This is a genomic window from Saccharopolyspora sp. ASAGF58, from assembly GCF_012277335.1.
GTDB lineage: Bacteria > Actinomycetota > Actinomycetes > Mycobacteriales > Pseudonocardiaceae > Saccharopolyspora > Saccharopolyspora hattusasensis.
Genome location: NZ_CP040605.1, coordinates 7364392 through 7379045, shown reverse-complemented (window position 1 = coordinate 7379045; position 14654 = coordinate 7364392). Strand labels below are relative to the sequence as shown.

18 protein-coding genes and 4 pseudogenes are annotated in these 14654 nt (G+C 67.7%); 8 read left to right on the top strand and 14 right to left on the bottom strand.

The window, feature by feature from the left end; all coding sequences use genetic code 11:
- Window positions 1-74: 74 nt before the first annotated feature.
- From FDZ84_RS34820 to FDZ84_RS34810, 3 genes and pseudogenes are all read left to right on the top strand, one after another.
- The gene (locus FDZ84_RS34820) at window positions 75-725 is read left to right on the top strand and encodes a GntR family transcriptional regulator (RefSeq protein WP_168589291.1); all 651 of its coding nucleotides are present in this window, start codon (window positions 75-77) and stop codon (window positions 723-725) included.
- Between the two features lie 88 nt (window positions 726-813).
- Window positions 814-1287: a zinc-binding dehydrogenase gene (locus FDZ84_RS34815; protein WP_168589290.1), complete on the top strand. Its 474-nt coding sequence runs from the start codon at window positions 814-816 to the stop codon at window positions 1285-1287.
- Between the two features lie 315 nt (window positions 1288-1602).
- Window positions 1603-1818 (top strand): annotated as a pseudogene (locus FDZ84_RS34810) (IS5/IS1182 family transposase); the annotation flags it as partial.
- Between the two features lie 56 nt (window positions 1819-1874).
- Here FDZ84_RS34810 and FDZ84_RS34805 read toward each other — a convergent pair.
- Genes FDZ84_RS34805 through FDZ84_RS39755 form a run of 4 tightly spaced genes read right to left on the bottom strand, consistent with a single transcriptional unit; the run spans window position 1875 to window position 3932 of the window.
- The gene (locus FDZ84_RS34805; protein WP_168589289.1) at window positions 1875-2273 is read right to left on the bottom strand and encodes a TOBE domain-containing protein; all 399 of its coding nucleotides are present in this window, start codon (window positions 2271-2273) and stop codon (window positions 1875-1877) included.
- Window positions 2274-2305: 32 nt separating this feature from the next.
- Window positions 2306-3043 (bottom strand): GntR family transcriptional regulator, encoded by a 738-nt coding sequence (locus tag FDZ84_RS34800; protein WP_168589288.1) that lies wholly within the window; start codon window positions 3041-3043, stop codon window positions 2306-2308.
- Entirely contained in the window at window positions 3040-3747 is a 708-nt protein-coding gene (locus FDZ84_RS34795; RefSeq protein WP_246869274.1) for a dihydrodipicolinate synthase family protein, read from the bottom strand. Before FDZ84_RS34795 ends, FDZ84_RS34800 begins: the two co-directional genes overlap by 4 nt.
- The gene (locus FDZ84_RS39755) at window positions 3729-3932 is read right to left on the bottom strand and encodes a hypothetical protein (protein WP_246868650.1); all 204 of its coding nucleotides are present in this window, start codon (window positions 3930-3932) and stop codon (window positions 3729-3731) included. Before FDZ84_RS39755 ends, FDZ84_RS34795 begins: the two co-directional genes overlap by 19 nt.
- Window positions 3933-4049: 117 nt before the next feature.
- Between FDZ84_RS39755 and FDZ84_RS41365 the strand changes: the two genes are divergently transcribed.
- Window positions 4050-4451 carry a DUF4158 domain-containing protein gene (locus tag FDZ84_RS41365; RefSeq protein ID WP_371812940.1) on the top strand — a complete coding sequence of 134 codons (402 nt, stop codon included), beginning with the start codon at window positions 4050-4052 and terminating at the stop codon, window positions 4449-4451.
- A gap of 325 nt (window positions 4452-4776) precedes the next feature.
- Here FDZ84_RS41365 and FDZ84_RS34785 read toward each other — a convergent pair whose 3' ends face one another.
- The 3 genes and pseudogenes from FDZ84_RS34785 to FDZ84_RS34775 all read right to left on the bottom strand — a co-directional run.
- Window positions 4777-5451, bottom strand: coding sequence for a bifunctional 2-polyprenyl-6-hydroxyphenol methylase/3-demethylubiquinol 3-O-methyltransferase UbiG (locus FDZ84_RS34785; protein WP_246869273.1), 675 nt, complete (start codon window positions 5449-5451; stop codon window positions 4777-4779).
- Between the two features lie 155 nt (window positions 5452-5606).
- Window positions 5607-5834, bottom strand: a complete 228-nt coding sequence (locus FDZ84_RS34780; RefSeq protein ID WP_168589285.1) for a hypothetical protein — start codon at window positions 5832-5834, stop codon at window positions 5607-5609.
- Window positions 5835-5999: 165 nt separating this feature from the next.
- Window positions 6000-6266, bottom strand: a pseudogene (locus FDZ84_RS34775) (transposase); the annotation flags it as partial.
- 69 nt (window positions 6267-6335) lie between these two features.
- Here FDZ84_RS34775 and FDZ84_RS34770 point away from each other — a divergent pair.
- The 4 genes and pseudogenes from FDZ84_RS34770 to FDZ84_RS41360 form a co-directional block, all read left to right on the top strand.
- Window positions 6336-6608, top strand: a complete 273-nt coding sequence (locus tag FDZ84_RS34770) for a hypothetical protein (RefSeq protein WP_168589284.1) — start codon at window positions 6336-6338, stop codon at window positions 6606-6608.
- A gap of 175 nt (window positions 6609-6783) precedes the next feature.
- Window positions 6784-7803 (top strand): methyltransferase, encoded by a 1020-nt coding sequence (locus FDZ84_RS34765; RefSeq protein ID WP_168589283.1) that lies wholly within the window; start codon window positions 6784-6786, stop codon window positions 7801-7803.
- 326 nt (window positions 7804-8129) lie between these two features.
- The gene (locus FDZ84_RS34755; protein WP_168589282.1) at window positions 8130-8366 is read left to right on the top strand and encodes a hypothetical protein; all 237 of its coding nucleotides are present in this window, start codon (window positions 8130-8132) and stop codon (window positions 8364-8366) included.
- A 258-nt stretch (window positions 8367-8624) separates the two neighbouring features.
- Window positions 8625-8898 (top strand): annotated as a pseudogene (locus FDZ84_RS41360) (transposase); the annotation flags it as partial.
- On the opposite strand, the pseudogene FDZ84_RS34745 reads toward FDZ84_RS41360, so the two are convergent.
- The 7 genes and pseudogenes from FDZ84_RS34745 to FDZ84_RS34715 form a co-directional block, all read right to left on the bottom strand.
- Window positions 8895-9011 (bottom strand): annotated as a pseudogene (locus FDZ84_RS34745) (4-carboxymuconolactone decarboxylase); the annotation flags it as partial. The pseudogenes FDZ84_RS41360 and FDZ84_RS34745 sit on opposite strands and share 4 nt — an antisense overlap.
- On the bottom strand, window positions 9011-9772 hold the full coding sequence (gene pcaD / locus FDZ84_RS34740; RefSeq protein ID WP_168589281.1) for a 3-oxoadipate enol-lactonase: 762 nt from the start codon (window positions 9770-9772) through the stop codon (window positions 9011-9013). The gene pcaD and the pseudogene FDZ84_RS34745, both read right to left, overlap by 1 nt.
- Window positions 9769-10650, bottom strand: coding sequence for a lyase family protein (locus FDZ84_RS34735; RefSeq protein WP_246868649.1), 882 nt, complete (start codon window positions 10648-10650; stop codon window positions 9769-9771). Before FDZ84_RS34735 ends, pcaD begins: the two co-directional genes overlap by 4 nt.
- A gap of 219 nt (window positions 10651-10869) precedes the next feature.
- Window positions 10870-11673, bottom strand: coding sequence for a protocatechuate 3,4-dioxygenase subunit alpha (gene pcaG / locus FDZ84_RS34730; RefSeq protein ID WP_168589280.1), 804 nt, complete (start codon window positions 11671-11673; stop codon window positions 10870-10872).
- A gap of 24 nt (window positions 11674-11697) precedes the next feature.
- Window positions 11698-12876 (bottom strand): thiolase family protein, encoded by a 1179-nt coding sequence (locus FDZ84_RS34725; protein WP_168589279.1) that lies wholly within the window; start codon window positions 12874-12876, stop codon window positions 11698-11700.
- A complete protein-coding gene (locus tag FDZ84_RS34720; protein WP_168589278.1) occupies window positions 12873-13646 on the bottom strand; it encodes a CoA-transferase subunit beta in 774 nt (257 codons plus the stop codon). Before FDZ84_RS34720 ends, FDZ84_RS34725 begins: the two co-directional genes overlap by 4 nt.
- Window positions 13643-14464 (bottom strand): CoA transferase subunit A, encoded by an 822-nt coding sequence (locus tag FDZ84_RS34715; RefSeq protein ID WP_168589277.1) that lies wholly within the window; start codon window positions 14462-14464, stop codon window positions 13643-13645. Before FDZ84_RS34715 ends, FDZ84_RS34720 begins: the two co-directional genes overlap by 4 nt.
- Window positions 14465-14654 lie beyond the last annotated feature (190 nt).

Genomic DNA, 14654 nt, shown 5'->3' with positions numbered 1-14654 from the left:
CGACGTGTCAATGCGATCGGTGACACATGAATACACCTGACGACAGTCGTCAACACTTCGGACAGAATGAGCACATGGCGAATTCCGTGACCGTGCCGGCCGGTGACACGACGGCTTATCTGCAGATCCGTGGCCGGATCCTGGACGGCGAGCTCATCGCGGGCAGCACTGTCACGGCCAGCGGGCTTGCGTGCGAGCTGCAGGTGTCGCGGTCACCGGTGCGGGAGGCACTGAGCCGCCTCGAACTCGAAGGACTCGTCGAGCGCACCGCGACGGGCTACCGCGTCCCGCTGCGGTCGGCCGAGGAGATCCTGGAGATCTGCGATGCCCGCATCGCCCTTGACGCCGCGTCCGCGCAGGCGGCGGCGCAGCACGTCTCGGAACTGGACCTCGCGCGGCTGGAGCATCTCCTCGAACAGGCGGCGGGCGCGGAGGACATCCCCTCCCGGCTGCGCCTTGATCACGAGTTCCACCTCGCGCTTCGGGCGGCCGGCCGCAACAAGACGATCAGCCGCCTGCTCGACGGTCTGGAGACCCGGCTCGCCGCCCACGACTCTCGGTCCACGTCCGCGCCGGACAACCTGGAGCGGATCCTCGACGAGCACCGCGAGATCTTCGACGCGGTCCGCGACCGGGACGCAGAGAAGGCACGCGCGGCTATGACAGCGCATCAGAGGAGGGCGCGCGACCTGCGCATCGCGACCCTCGTCCGCCACGGCAGCTGAGCCGCGGCCAGCTGCGCGCAACGGTAGGCATCACTGTTGTTGGGTGGCGTCGCGATCCGCTTTCCGCGCAGGTCGGCGACCGCCCGGTATGGACTGTTTTCCCGTACCAGTCTCGGGTTTCGGTGGGCCCAAACTGTTCGGAGCTACGGACATCGTCCCGGAGCGCGGCGCCGAGGCAGGGGACCGAGTTCGGGGCCTGACCGGTGGGCGACGAGCGCTCTGCGTCGTGGAATGCGTCGGTACCCGATCCTCCCTCGACACCGCACTGGCCGTGGTTCGCGACGGCGGATCGATCGCGATGGTCGGCGGTCCCCACGGCCCGGTCGACGACATTTCCCCCATCTTCCGCCACAATCTCACCCTGACCGGCGGGCTGACGCCGGTCCGGGACGTGACACCGACGCTCGTCGATGATGTGCTGTCCGGCGAGCTCGACCCGTCCCCGGTGTTCGGCATGACCGTCGATCTCGACGGCATCCCCGCCGCATACCTGGCCATGTCCAACGCGCCGCGATCAAGGCACCGGTCCGTATCTGACCGCGGCGATTTCGCGCGAAATTGACAGACCCCACGCAGGAGAAGCGGCGATTTCGCGCGAAATCGCCCGGAAGCGAGGATTGCAGATCGTCGATGAGAAGGTCGGCGGGTGGGAGCGTGAGGGTTGCGTGCTGGAGTGCCTTGGCTCGGTTGTGGAATCCGTTGTGGGTCAGCACCTGGCTGGGTGCGTCGGCGACGGTGTCGAGCGACGCGGGACCTTACCGATCGCGACGACTCCGGTCACGGGAAGGTACCGAGCGTCTCAATGAGAACGTCCAGAATGGAGGGTCTGGACCCCAGTGCTTTGGGCAGATTGGAACCCATGCTCGCCAGGGCCCGCTACGCCGACCGCGCCTACGACTCCGAAAAACACCGGAACGAGTTGCGCGACAAGGGAATCGACCCGCAGATCGCCGAACGCGGAACCGGGCACGGCTCCGGACTCGGCACGATCAGGTGGGTCATCGAACGAACAATAGCGTGGTACCACGGCATGCGACGCCTGCGCATCCGCTGGGAACGCCGCGACGACATCCACGAAGCCTTCCTGGGACTGGCCGTACACCCACTGGAATCGTGGTCAGCACCTGAGGCGCAGCCACGGTATGGCCATCAGCCAGCGAGCTCCAACGTCCTGCCTTCGCTGGGGGCGGTCACATCGGCCTCAACAACCCGCGCATCGGCTGCCCGCCAGCCGAAGGTCACCTCGTCGCCACTGCGGCGAGCTGGGGCGTCGCCGTACTCGAGAACCCGGACGGGGCCGATGTCCGACTCAACCACCACCTGTCGGCAGGTGCCGAGGAAATCCGAAGACATGACCCGTCCGGCGCCAATCGCCTGGACATCGGCAGGCGGTGACGACTCCCGCGCCCACACCGACACACGCTCCGGTCGTACCGCGACCACGGCTGGCCCCTTCGGCTGCTCGCTGTTGGCAATACTGGCCTCGAAGATGGCGCTGCTATCCGTATGGACCTTCACTCGGCCCGACGAGATCTCCTGCAGCGTCACTGGAACGAGGTTCACTTCGCCAACAAAGCCGGCTACGAAGGCATCGAGCTGGACCGGCGTCGGCCGGTCATGGTCTCGGTGATGATCTGGTGGTTGTCGGCGAGTTGCTGGCGGGCTACCGCCTCGGCGGCGTCGTCGCTGCCCTCGATCAGGAGCTCGACGAGATCCTCGTGGGTGTGTGCGACGTTGGTGACGATTTCGATGGCCTTGCCGGATGCATAGATCTGACGTTCGAGTCGCTCGAAGAGGATCCGCACGAACCGGGTCATGAGGGCGTTGCCGGTTGCGTGGGCGATGGCGGCGTGGAAGTTGGTGTTGGCGTGCAGGAACCGGGTGGCGTCGTCGAGGGTGCGTACGGTCTTGGCGTCGCGGCAGCGAGCATCGAGATCGAGCAGTTGCTTGGCGTCGACCCGCCCGGCTGCGAGTCGTGCGGCGGTGGGTTCGAGGACCAGCTGCAGCTGGTAGAGATCACGAGTTCCGAGCTCGTCGTCGCCGGCGACGACGTAGCCGTAGCGGGGCAGGACGTCGACGAGCGCCTCTTGGTAGAGGCGGTTGAGCGCGACGCGGATCGAGGCCCGCCCGAGCGTGTAGCGGTCGGCGAGTTCGGCTTCGGTGAGGCGGGCGCGCGGTGGGATCACGCACTGCACGATGTCGGTTTTGATCGCGTCGTAGGCCGCGTCGGACTGTGAGGTCGCTGGGACGCCGACGATGCTGAGCCGGCCGCGATAGTTGCGGCCGCTGACACCAAGAGCGTCGAGGTCGTCGGTCATGCCTGGTCCAGCGCGGCGAGTGCGGTGCGCAGCTGTTCTTCGACCTCGGGGCCCACGGGCTGCAGGGGCGGGCGCGGCGCACCGGCCGGGCGGCCGATGAGCCGCAGACCGCACTTCACCGCGGCGCTGAGGTTGTTGTTGACCAGCAAGTTGGCCAGTGGCGCGAGTGCACGGTCGAGCTGCTGTGCCCGGTCGAGGTCGCGGTCCTGCACCGCGGCTTGTTGCAGCTGCACGCACAGCCGGGGGACTAGGTTGGCCATCCCGGTGGTCCATCCCCGGGCGCCGGCGACGAACGCGGGCAGCGCGTAGGGGTCGAAGCCACCTCCGAGAACCTCCAACCGGTCGCCCACGGTCTGCTGAATCAGCGGGATTCGGTTGACGTCCATCGTCGCTTCCTTGACCGCGACCAGCGTCGGATTTTCCACCAGCTTCTCCAGCAGGTCGGTGGTGAGGTCGACCTGGGAGGTGAAGGGGTTGTTGTAGAGGATCAGGGGAAGCTCGGTGCTCGAAGCCACGGCCTGGACGTGGGCCAGCACCTGCTCGGCACCGAGGGCGTAGTAGGTCGGGATGCTCAGCAGGACCCCGTCGGCGCCGATGTCTTGTGCATGGCGGGCGTTGGCGACGGCGTCACGGGTCGTGACAGCGGAGACCCCGATGATGGCTGGGACCTGGCCGCTGAGCGTCTTCACCGTCGCCTCGGCGATCGAGCGTCGCTCGTCCGGGTCGAGGTAGGCAAACTCGCCGTGCTGCCCAGCGGGATGATGCCGTGCACCCCACCCTCGCCGATCCAGCCCAGCAGGCTCTCATAGGCGTTCAGGTCGAGGCGATCGCCGGCGTTGTCCATCGGCGTGGCCGGGAACGCGAGCACGCCGTCCAGGGTCAGGTTCACAGGTTCTCCTCGGGAAGAAGATCGATTGCGCCGACCAACGCTGGTCTTGAAATCTCTCTGACATGTCAGTGTGCACTGAAGCTACGTCGTGTCCTGTACGTCGTCAACAGGTCCGCCGTGGGGAGTATTTCGGGATCGAGGAAGACGAAGTACGCAGGTAGCGGAACCAGAAGGATCTTCGCGGTCGGCGTGCCGGGTTCGGTCGCAGCGTCTCATCTCGTGGGCAGGACCCGGCTCGGGTTTGTCCTGATCTTGAAGTGCTTCGAGATAAAAGGCCGGTTCCCGACTTATCTTGAGGAGATTCCGCCGGCCGCGGTGGAGTTCCTGGCCGAGCAGCTCCAGGTCGCCCCAGAGGCGCTCCGGGTCCCGGTCTCGACGGGTCCTCTTCGGCTGGTGGCGCGGTATCTGGCCTGGCGTCGGCCCAGTACCTTCCGCCGGAACTCCCGGCGGAAGGTACGTCGCCGTTCAGGAAACGTGTCAAAACGTTCCTTGAGCCATCGCCTTACGGCGTGGCCGTGACCCATCCCTTGTGAGGATGGCCTTCTCATGGCAATACCCGCCGCCAGCAAAGCTGGTCTTACGTGGGTTTCCAGCGAGCTCGTTTAACGTCACCCCGCAACACTGGGAAGACGCCTGCCGAAGCAGGAAATCAGGTTTCCGACAGCCCAACTTGGTTTTCGTTGGCAAGACCGGATTCCTTCGCGACGAAGCGTCGCATGCATCACATTGGCACGTTTTGACCCTCGATTCGACAGTTCACAGCCCCATGCCACCTTCTCAGGATCGAGTGGCACAAGAATCCAAGAATCTACCTCCGGAGAACCCGGGGCACACAGCCGGTGTGTTACTCCTTGCGGCCCCATGCGGTGAAAACGGCCAGTGAGAGGTCCCGGAAGGTTGGGTCGCTCATTTCGGCGTACGCGCGCTCGAACAGGGAGTCCGGCGCCAGCCCCGCGGAGACGATGCCGGGGCGTGACTGTTCGAGACTAAGGCGCCACCACTGGGACTCGGCGTCGTCTCCGCGGATCTGTTGGAAGCGCGCCCGCATGTCGATGCCGGTGAGCCCTTTTCCGAATAGGGGCGTAGGCAGGCTTCTGGCCCACTCGGTTCGGGTGCCGACCGTGTCCTCTAAATAGTCGCGCAGCGCGCACTGCACCGTCCGGTAGGCATGGTGCGGTGCGTTCAGGATGGGAAAGAACGCCGGTTCTTCCACTAGCAGTATGCCGCCGGGGGCGAGCCAGCCGGCCAGCCGGGAGATCGCCTCATCCTGGTCAGGAAGGTGGGTCAGGACGTATCGGGTGTGGATGAGGTCGAACGATTCGGATGGGAAATCGTCGGTGCACAGGTCGTGCTGCCGCACCGTGATCGACGGCTCATCGAGGCGGTCCAGGTACGTGGTATCCAGGTCGGTGGCGGTCACGGAGGCGCCTTGTCGGGCCATCCATACGGCGATAGAGCCTGCGCCGGCGCCGACCTCCAGGCATCGCCACCGGTGACCGACTCCCAGTTGGCTCAGCATGTCCTCGGTATGGGGATCGAGGACGGACTCGAGCAGCCTCAGCCGTTCGTGTTCGGTCGCCAGCGCGTGACTGAAGACGCCGTCGCGGTAGCGGGTGGGCAGCCACTCGGAGTGCGCTGACGCCGAAGCCGCACCGCGGTGTGCTCGTGTGTCAGTCACGCCAGGTCTCCCGACTGCTGTGTGGGCACCCGGCTGTGGCTGGCGCGCGCGAGGTCGAGCAGGCGAAGGCCGATGTCGCGCCCACACGCGCCGAGTTGGCTGTAACGCCGCATGGCATTGAGGTCGCGTTGGTGGCTGAAACTTGTGTGGTAGTCACGCCGATGCGCGGCGGCCGCCAATGCGGCGAGGTGGGTGCGTTGACGGATCAGGGCGATGATCTCCATGTCCCCGTTCGTAACCTGCCTTTGCAGGGAGTCGGCGCGGGCGTCCAGGGTGCCGAGGCATCCGCGATCATCGTTCCGGGCGGATGGCAGGTCGTGATGTGTGGGCGTTATCAGCACGATGTCCTCACATTGGGCGAATTCCGGGGGTCGTTGCAACACAATTGGTCAACTGGCTTCGGCCAGGAGCATAGCGAAGTGCTCGGCTGGGGTGTCCCAGCCGAGCGTTTTGCGTGGGCGGCCGTTGAGTTCGGCGGCGACGGCGTCCAGGTGCCCCGGGGCGTGGACGGACGAGTCGGTGCCTTTTGGGAAGTACTGGCGCAGGAGGCCGTTCGTGTTCTCGTTGGAGCCGCGCTGCCAAAGGCTGGCCGGGTTGCAGAAGTAGACCGGAACCCCGGTGGCGACGGATCTCGATCGGTTCATGGCCGCGGCCGCCGAGCTTGGGTTCACCGAACGGGTCCGGTTCACAGGCACTATCTGGCGGCAGCCAGCAATGCCCAACGGGTGTTGTTGTTTCACCTGGGAATCGTCGATGAGCCGCCTCGCTCAAGCGGGCCGGTCCCGTTCGCCGACTGGCTCGCCGACCTCCAGCCGCCGATCCGCGAGACAGTGATCGCCTATCTGGAACGCAAACGGGCAACCTGTCAACCCAAAACGGTGTCGGCGATCGCGACCCGCCTCAAACACGGTCAACACCGTCTTCGACCGGGAGCCGGTTATCTGAAGGTCGGTTCTGGCCTCAGCCACATCAACGATCTTGTTGTCCCGGTCGGGTGACTTGTGAGTATCCGGGAGTTCCCGGCGTTGATCATCCGGTAGATCTTCGTCGTGATCTTTCGCGTGGAGCGAGCGGTGGCTGTCGACGACTTAGTTCGTTCGCGTGGTGTAGATCTGATTTCCGGTCCGAATCGGCAAATCCAGGTCTCCGGCCGTCACCTTCGATAGGAGAACGATGGACATTTCGGAAGAAATTCCGTACGAGATCGTGATGCGCCAGCTGCTCCTCGGCCGTCTCGTGTCGTCCGCGCTGCACGCGGCGGTCGTCCTGCGGATTCCCGACGTCGTGCACGAAGACCCCTGTACCGCGGAGGAGTTGGCCGTCCACCTCGACGTGAATGAACCGGCCCTGCGGCGGCTGGTCCGAGTGCTGATGAACCTCGAGGTGATCAGCGAGGATCCGGCAAACGGCGTGCTGACGCTGACTCCGTTGGGCAACACGCTCCGCGAGAACGTTCCGGGAACGGCCCGCCACTCCGCGCTTCTCGTGGGAGGTCCCATTGGCCGGTGCTGGGACCAGTTGCTGGCGGCCGTACGCACCGGTGAACCGGCGTTCGACGCAACGTTCGGCGTCGACGTGTTCAGCTACCTGGACGGCGAGGCGGACCTGCAGGGTGTGTTCTACGGCTCCCAGGCGGCTGATCTGGAGATCACACTGACGGAGCTGGTCGTGGTCGGTTGGGAGTCCTACCGCACCGTAGTGGATGTGGGCGGGGGGGACGGTGCCTTGCTCGAACACGTGCTGACCGCCTGTCCCGAATCCCGCGGCGTAGTGCTGGAAACGGCTTCAGTGGCGCAGCTGGCTCGAAGTCGCATGGCCGCCGCCGGACTCGCGCAGCGCTGCGAGGTGGTCATCGGGGATTTCTTCGAATCCGTCCCCTCCGGGGGCGACCTGTACGTTCTTCGGGACGTCGTCCATGACTGGCCGGACGAGAGGTGCGCTGCGCTGCTGCGGGTTTGCCGACGAGACATGCCTGCGTCGGCCGCGCTGCTGGTCATCGAACGCACCATGGCCTCCAACGAGGATCATCTGCTCAACCACTTGATGGACCTCTACATGTTGGCTGTTGTCGGGGGCCGGGAACGCACTGCGGGGGAGATGGAACAGCTGCTCTCGGACGCGGGTTTCATCGTCCGGAAGCGGCACCGGCTCAACGGCGGTGTGGTCGCGGTCGAGGCGACCCAGGTTTCTTGAGGGCAGCGGGCCGGCCATATGAATCCGATCGTCGCCAGCACGCAGAACAGCTCCGAGTACAGACTTCCCTCCGGGGCGAAGTCACCGCTGGTAATCAGCGCCGGGCCAGATATCGAGGCGCCGGGCTACAGGCTCGATGTCACCAAGACCTGCGACGAGCTCGCTGCTACGGCTTCCCGTAGTCTGTCGGGCGGCCGCCGCTTATGCACCTGCTGTACGCCCAGCGTGACCCGGACGCCCCGGTGAACACCGGTGTCATCGTGACCGTCCGCGAGCAGGAAGGAACCGTTGTGTCCGTGGACGAGGTCGAGGCCCGGTGACGGTCAGTGACACGGCTGCGCGGCTTGCTCTCGATCAAGCGTATCAACGTGGGCTCCAAAAGTGAGAAGGACGCCCTCATCCTGCACTCCGGCGGGCAGGACTACGTGGTACGCCGGCCCGGCGAGCATTCGTTTCAGGCAACGAGCCTGGACCACTTGTCCGGCCACCTCGTGGAAGTACAGGGCGAAATCGACCAGCAGTACTTCTACGTCACCGACTGGACCGTGTTGGACAACGAATGACACCGCGTCGACGCACGATCTGCTCGGCACAGTCGAGCAGATCGTGCGTCGCAACTTGAACGCTGATCTCCGCCCGTGCCCCGCGCGGCCAGTCCGGTCGCGGCGTTGTGGATGGCCATCGCGGCGACCCGAAGGTGTTTGCGCACAGTGTTGAGCGAGCTGGACGAATGCGTCGGCTCCGCGTGGTGATCTCAGATCGAACGAGGTGTAGCCGAACGCGGCGAGCACCTGCGGGTATTAGGACTCTGAAAGAGCACTGAGGTCGACCGGTTACGCACCGCCTTGGCCCGGCTGCCATTACCGCGTGCCGCCTACGGGCGGGATCGTTCTGGCCGTGGACGTCTCGCCCTGGCTGCGCCCGGACGCCGCGTGCAGCCCCGAGCGGCTGTTCTGCCATGTCTATGGCCGCTCCCGTAGTGCCTCGCAGCTCATCCCGGGCTGGTCCTACTCCTTTGTCGCCGCGCTGGAGACCGGGCGTACCTCGTGGACGGCGATCCTGGACGCGGTGCGGCTGGGGCCCGCCGACGATTCGGTGAACGGGGTGATCTTGGCGTTGGCCCGGTCCACGTGCTCGTCGCCGAGCACCTCGCGGCGCACGCCCATGCCCTGCGCGTAGCGGGTTTCGTCGTCGAGCCGGTCGGGCATCATGCGCTCCTCGTGAAGTGGTCCAGCAGCAGCCGGTTGACGTCCTCGGGTCGTTCGGCGTTGGCCAAGTGCGCGGCGGGCGAGAGCACCTGCACGCGAGCGCCCGGGACGGCGGCGCCGATCCGCTCGGCGTGCGCCGGGGGAGTGGCCGGGTCCTCGGCACCGGCGATGACCAGGGTCGGTGCGGTGATCTCGCCGAGCTTGGGCAGCAGGTCCATGTCGGCGATCGCCTCGCAGCAGCCCGCGTAGCCCTCGTCGTCGGCGGCGACGAGCATGCCGCCGAACTTCTCGACGATGTCGGCTCGCCCGGCCAGTTCCGGCGTGAACCACTTCGGCAGGGACGGCTCGACCATCGCCTGCGTGCCCTTCTCCCGTACCACCGCGGCGCGGTCCCGCCACATCGTCGCCGGGCCCAGCTCGGCCGAGGTGCAGATCAGCGTGAGCCGGTCGATGCGTTCCGGCGCGTTCTCGGCGAGCCACATGCCGGTCATGCCGCCCAGCGACACCCCGGCGAAGTGCGCCCGGCGGATGCCGAGTGTGTCCAGCAGCGCCAGCACGTCGCCGCCCAGCTGCTTGAGCGTGTACGGGCCAGGCTTGCTGGGAGTGGCGCCGTGGCCGCGCTGGTCGTAGCGCAGCACCTGGAACTCCTGCGCCAGGGCGGGAACCTGTTCGTCCCACGACGTCAGGTCGGTGCCAAGCGAGTTGGACAGCACGACGACCGGAGCACCGTCCGGTCCGGTCAGTTCGTAGTTAACGTTCACCGGTTCTCCAATTCGGCGTGTGCGGCCAGGGCTCGGTCGACGAAAGCTGGTGCGGCGCCGAGGTAGTCGGCGGATTCGGTGGCCGCGACGACCTCCGCCTCCGAGAGCACCGCCCGCACCTGCGGGTCGGCCAGCAGCTCGGAGCGCAGGGTCGTGCCCTCCTGCACCGCGCGGCGGCACAGTCGGGAGACGAGGTCCTGCGCCTCGGTGCGACCGAGGGCGCCCAGCAGCGGGCCGACCGCGCTCTCGGCCATCACCAGCCCTCGGGTGAGGTCGAGGTTGGCGGTCATCTTCTCGGGATGCACGCGCAGCCCGGCCAGCAACTGCCGGGTCCGCGCGGCCGCCGCGGCGACCAGCCGCAGCAGCTCGGTCAGCGGTTCCCACTCGGATTGCCAGGCCCCGGCGGCACGCTCGTACTCCTGCGGCATCGCCGACAGCAGCGTGGCCACCAGGCCCGGATCCTCGGCCAGCCGGGCGCATTCGTCCGCCGCAGCGCGCAGATCCGCGATGACCGGCCCGAGGACGTCGCGTGCCACCAGCATCGCGGCGGTGTCGATCACGTCCTGGCTGGTCGCACCGCAGTGCACGTGCAGCCTCGCGTCCGTGTCCAGCAGGGCGGACAGATCGCGCACCAGCGCGATCACCGGGGTCGCCGCCGAGGTCGCGCGGTCGGCGATCGAGGCGACGTCGAACAGCTCGACTCGGCAGTGCCGGGCGATCTCTTCGGCGGCAGCGGCCGGTACGAGGCCGGCTTTGGCCTCGGCCGCGGCCAGCGCCGCCTCGAAGTCCAGCATCGCCTGCAACCACGCCGAACCGCTGGTTCGCTCGGTCGCCGCAGGCGTGCTGAACATCGGCACGAACAGGCTGTCGGTGCCCACAGCCAAGCCTCTCTATGAGTTTGAGCGCAATGGGCGCTCGGAATTCATTTTGGCGGCAGCCAAGCGGCGAAGCCGCTTTCTCCCACCTACGCCCGACGAGAGTCGTCGGGGAAGGCTGAGAGCGTGTCGGCGAATGCCGTCCGTGCCTTGGCAAGCGGCGTAGCCGCTTGCGTCCACCTTGCCAAGATGACCATCGGCGACAACTCAGCCATGTCGCCCTCAAAGAGCGAAGAAGACGGTTTCGTCATCGCCCTGCAATCGGATGTCGAAGCGGTAGCCGCGGTCGTCGGTCGCCGCGACCAGCGTGGCGCGCCGCGCCGGATCTACCGCGGACAGCACCGGATCGGCAGCGTTGGCCTGCTCCTCGTCCGGGAAGTAGACGCGGGTGACGACCCGGTTCAGCATGCCGCGGGTCAGCACGGTCACGTCAATGTGCGGCGCCTCGGTCGCCCCGTCCGGGGTGGGCAACGGGCCAGGCTTGACGGTGCGGAACCAGAACCCGCCGTCGGCGTCGGTCGGGCATCGGCCGAAGCCCTGCCACCCGGAGGACTCCGGCCGCGGGTCGTCGGGATGGTCGAACCGACCCTGCTCGTCGGCCTGCCAGATCTCGACGGTCGTGCACCGACCGGTGCCGGAGAAGTTCGGGTCCAGCGGTGCCGGGTGCCGGTCGCCCTGGTGCAGGTAGCGACCTGACGAGTTGGCCTGCCAGATCTCGACCAGGGTGTTCGGCACCGGCTTGCCGCCGGAGTCCAGCACCCGGCCGCTGACGATGATCCGCTCGCCAAGCGGCTCGCCGTTGTGCTGCACGGTCAGGTCGTGGTCGTGTTCGCCGCAGCGTTCTTGGCCCAGCAGCGGCCCGGTGACCTCGGTGAGGTACTGCGGCAGGTACTGCAGCGGTTGCTTCGGGTAGCGCAGCGCCGACGAGCGGTACTCGGGCGTGTTCAGCTCGGGATGGGAATCGGCATCGCGACCGTAGGTCGGCAGGATCAGCCCGGCGGGCGACCGGGTCTCGTGTGTGGTCATCACAGCTCCTTCGCTACGAAGCTGTCAGGCATGCAGGACGACTGCCAGTCCCTGGCCGACGCCGATGCAGATGGCGGCCAGGCCCCAGCCGCCACCCGCGCGGCGGAGCTGGTGGGCGAGGCTGCCGAGGATGCGAGCGCCGGAGGCGCCCAGCGGGTGGCCGATCGCGATCGCACCACCTTGCACGTTGACGATTTCCGGATCCAGCTCGGGCCATTCGGCCAGGCAGGCCAGTGACTGCGCGGCGAAGGCCTCGTTGAGCTCGACGGCCCGCAGGTCGCCCCAGCCGATGCCCGCCCGGCGCAGCGCGGTTTTGGCCGCCTCCACCGGTCCGATGCCGAAGACGTCGGGGTCGACCCCGGCCGCGCCGCGGCTGACGATCCGCGCCAGCGGCTCTGCCCCGATGCGCTGCGCGGCCCGCTCGTTGCCGACCAGCAGCGCGGCGGCGCCGTCGTTGAGCGGCGAGGAGTTGCCCGCTGTCACCGTGCCGTCGGCGCGGAACACCGGCTTGAGGTTGCCCAGCGACTCCAGCGAGCTGTTGGCCCGCACGCCCTCGTCCCTGGCGACCTCGGTACCTGGCACCGGGACCACTTCGGCGTCGAAGAGCCCGGCCTTCCACGCGGCGGCCGCCTGCTGGTGACTGCGCAGCGCGAAGGCGTCCTGCTCGTCCCGGCTGATCTTGTAGCGGTCGGCCAGGATTTCGGCGCTCTCACCGAGCGCGATCGTCCATTTTTCCGGCATGTTCGGGTTGACCATCCGCCAACCGAGCGTGGTGGAGTGCAGGGTCTCGTGGCCACGCGGGTAGCCGCTCTCGGGCTTGGGCAGCACCCACGGCGCGCGGCTCATCGACTCCACGCCACCGGCCAGCACGAGGTCCGCGTCGCCGACCTGCACGGTCCGGCTGGCGTTGATCACGGCTTCCAGCCCGGAGCCGCAGAGCCGGTTGACTGTCGCGCCCGGCACGCTCGTGGGCAGCCCCGCCAGCAGTGCCGCCATCCGCGCCACGTTGCGGTTGTCCTCGCCGGCGCCGTTGGCGTCGCCGAACTGGATGTCGCCGATGGTGGCCGGGTCCAGGCCGGAGTGCCGTCCGACCAGCGAGCCCACCACGTGCGCGGCCAGGTCGTCGGGGCGCATCCCGGCGAGGCCCTTGCCGTAGCGGCCGATGGGGGTGCGGACGGCGTCCAGCACGAAGACGTCGGTCATTTCGCGCCTCCCTCGATGGTCGCCTTGAGCTCCCGCAGCACCGTCAGTTCGGTCTCGGTCGGGGTCTGCTGCACGGTCGGTTCGTCGACGGCCTTCAGTGGCCAGCCCACCGCCTCCCGGGCCTGCTCGGCCGTGGCGCCGGGGCTGAGCTGAGTGAGGGTCAGCTCGCAGGCATCCGGGTCCGGTTCCAGCACGCCCAAGTCGGTGATCACCTTGACCGGGCCGCGGCCGCGCAGGCCGAGCGCCTCCCGATCGCCCTGGCCGGTGCCGTAGCCGACCGAGGTGATGAAGTCGAGCTTCTCCACGAAGCTGCGCGGGTTCATCCGCATCACGATGAGGACTTCGCGGCAGGACGCGGCGATCTCCGGGGCGCCACCGGCGCCGGGCAGCCTGACCTTCGGGTTCGCGTAGTCGCCGCCGATCACGGTGGTGTTGATGTTGCCGAAGCGGTCGACCTGCGCGCCGCCGAGGAATCCGGTGTCGATGCGGCCGGGCTGCAGCCAGTAGTTGAAGATCTCGGGCACGCTGATCACCGAGTCGGCGGTGTCGGCCAGCACGCCGTCGCCGATGGACAGCGGTAGCCGGCCGGGCTTGGCGCCGAGCGTGCCCGACTCGTAGATCAGCACCAGGTTCGGGGCGTGCGTGCGGCGAGCCAGGTTCGCCGCGGTGCTGGGCAGGCCGATGCCGACGAAGCACGCCGTGCCGTCGCGCAGCGACCGGGCGGCACCGACGGTCATCATCTCGTCGGCGGTGAATTCGGGGGAGCTCATCGGGCACTCCTTTCGGCACCGACGACCTCGGTCTCCAGCCAGTTCTCGAACTGCTCGCGGTCCCGGCCGATCGGGTCCCACTGCTGGTAGTAGGCGTTGTCGCGCTCGTAGTAGCCCTGCGCGTAGGACGGGGCGGCGCCACCGGGGACCGCCGCGATGGCGGTGACCACCCACTGGGGCAGCACGACCGCGCCGGGGCGCGGGGTGAGCTCGTCGACGATCTCCTCGACGGTGACCAGCGAACGGGCCGAGGCCAGCACGGTCTCTTTCTGCACGCCGGTGATGCCCCACATCTGTACGTTGCCCGCCCGGTCGGCCTGCTGGGCGTGGATGATGCCGACGTCCGGGTTGACCGCTGGTACGGCGGCCAGCCGCTCGCCGGTGAAGGGGCATTCGATCGTCTTGATCGTGTCGGTCTGCTCGGGCAGGTCGGTGCCCGCGTAGCCGCGCAGCACGGCGAAGGGCAGCCCGCTGGCGCCGGCGGCGTAGCGGTTGGCCATGCCTGCGTGGCTGTGCTCCTCGATCTCCAGCGGTACCGGCCAGGAGTTCTGGATGGCGTCGCGGAAGCGGTGCAGCGAGCCGACGCCGGGATTGCCGCCCCAGGAGAAGATCAGCTTCCGCGCGCAGCCCGCCCCGATCAGCTGGTCGTAGACGATGTCGGGCGTCATCCGGACCAGGGTCAGGTCCTTGCGGCGCTGGCGGATGATCTCGTGCCCGGCCGCGACCGGGATCAGGTGGGTGAAGCCCTCCAGGGCCACCGTGTCGCCGTCATGGACCAGCTCCGCGATGGCCTCGTCGAGCTGCAGGATGCGTGCCACCCCGACCACTCCTCGCTGTTCGCATAGTGAACGTCTGTGCTTTCTGCGAACGATACGTCAGTTCGACGGCACCGGTCAAGGAAAGGGCGGCGGATTTGCCAGGTCGAGGCCTGCTCGGGTGCTTCGCCGACCGCGGCGTTTCGCGAGGATGCTGTCGACACCGGAGTTTGGCAGCTACCTCGAGTGGGCG

What these genes read in the sequence shown, in the direction of transcription:
- FDZ84_RS34820 (WP_168589291.1), top strand. Translation starts at nt 75, where the DNA reads ATGGCGAATTCCGTGACCGTGCCGGCCGGTGACACGACGGCTTATCTG.
- FDZ84_RS34815 (WP_168589290.1), top strand. Translation starts at nt 814, where the DNA reads ATGGACTGTTTTCCCGTACCAGTCTCGGGTTTCGGTGGGCCCAAACTG.
- FDZ84_RS34800 (WP_168589288.1), bottom strand. Translation starts at nt 3,043, where the DNA reads ATGACCGACGACCTCGACGCTCTTGGTGTCAGCGGCCGCAACTATCGC.
- FDZ84_RS34785 (WP_246869273.1), bottom strand. Translation starts at nt 5,451, where the DNA reads ATGCTGAGCCAACTGGGAGTCGGTCACCGGTGGCGATGCCTGGAGGTC.
- FDZ84_RS34780 (WP_168589285.1), bottom strand. Translation starts at nt 5,834, where the DNA reads ATGGAGATCATCGCCCTGATCCGTCAACGCACCCACCTCGCCGCATTG.
- FDZ84_RS34765 (WP_168589283.1), top strand. Translation starts at nt 6,784, where the DNA reads ATGGACATTTCGGAAGAAATTCCGTACGAGATCGTGATGCGCCAGCTG.
- pcaG (WP_168589280.1), bottom strand. Translation starts at nt 11,673, where the DNA reads ATGACCACACACGAGACCCGGTCGCCCGCCGGGCTGATCCTGCCGACC.
- FDZ84_RS34725 (WP_168589279.1), bottom strand. Translation starts at nt 12,876, where the DNA reads ATGACCGACGTCTTCGTGCTGGACGCCGTCCGCACCCCCATCGGCCGC.
- FDZ84_RS34720 (WP_168589278.1), bottom strand. Translation starts at nt 13,646, where the DNA reads ATGAGCTCCCCCGAATTCACCGCCGACGAGATGATGACCGTCGGTGCC.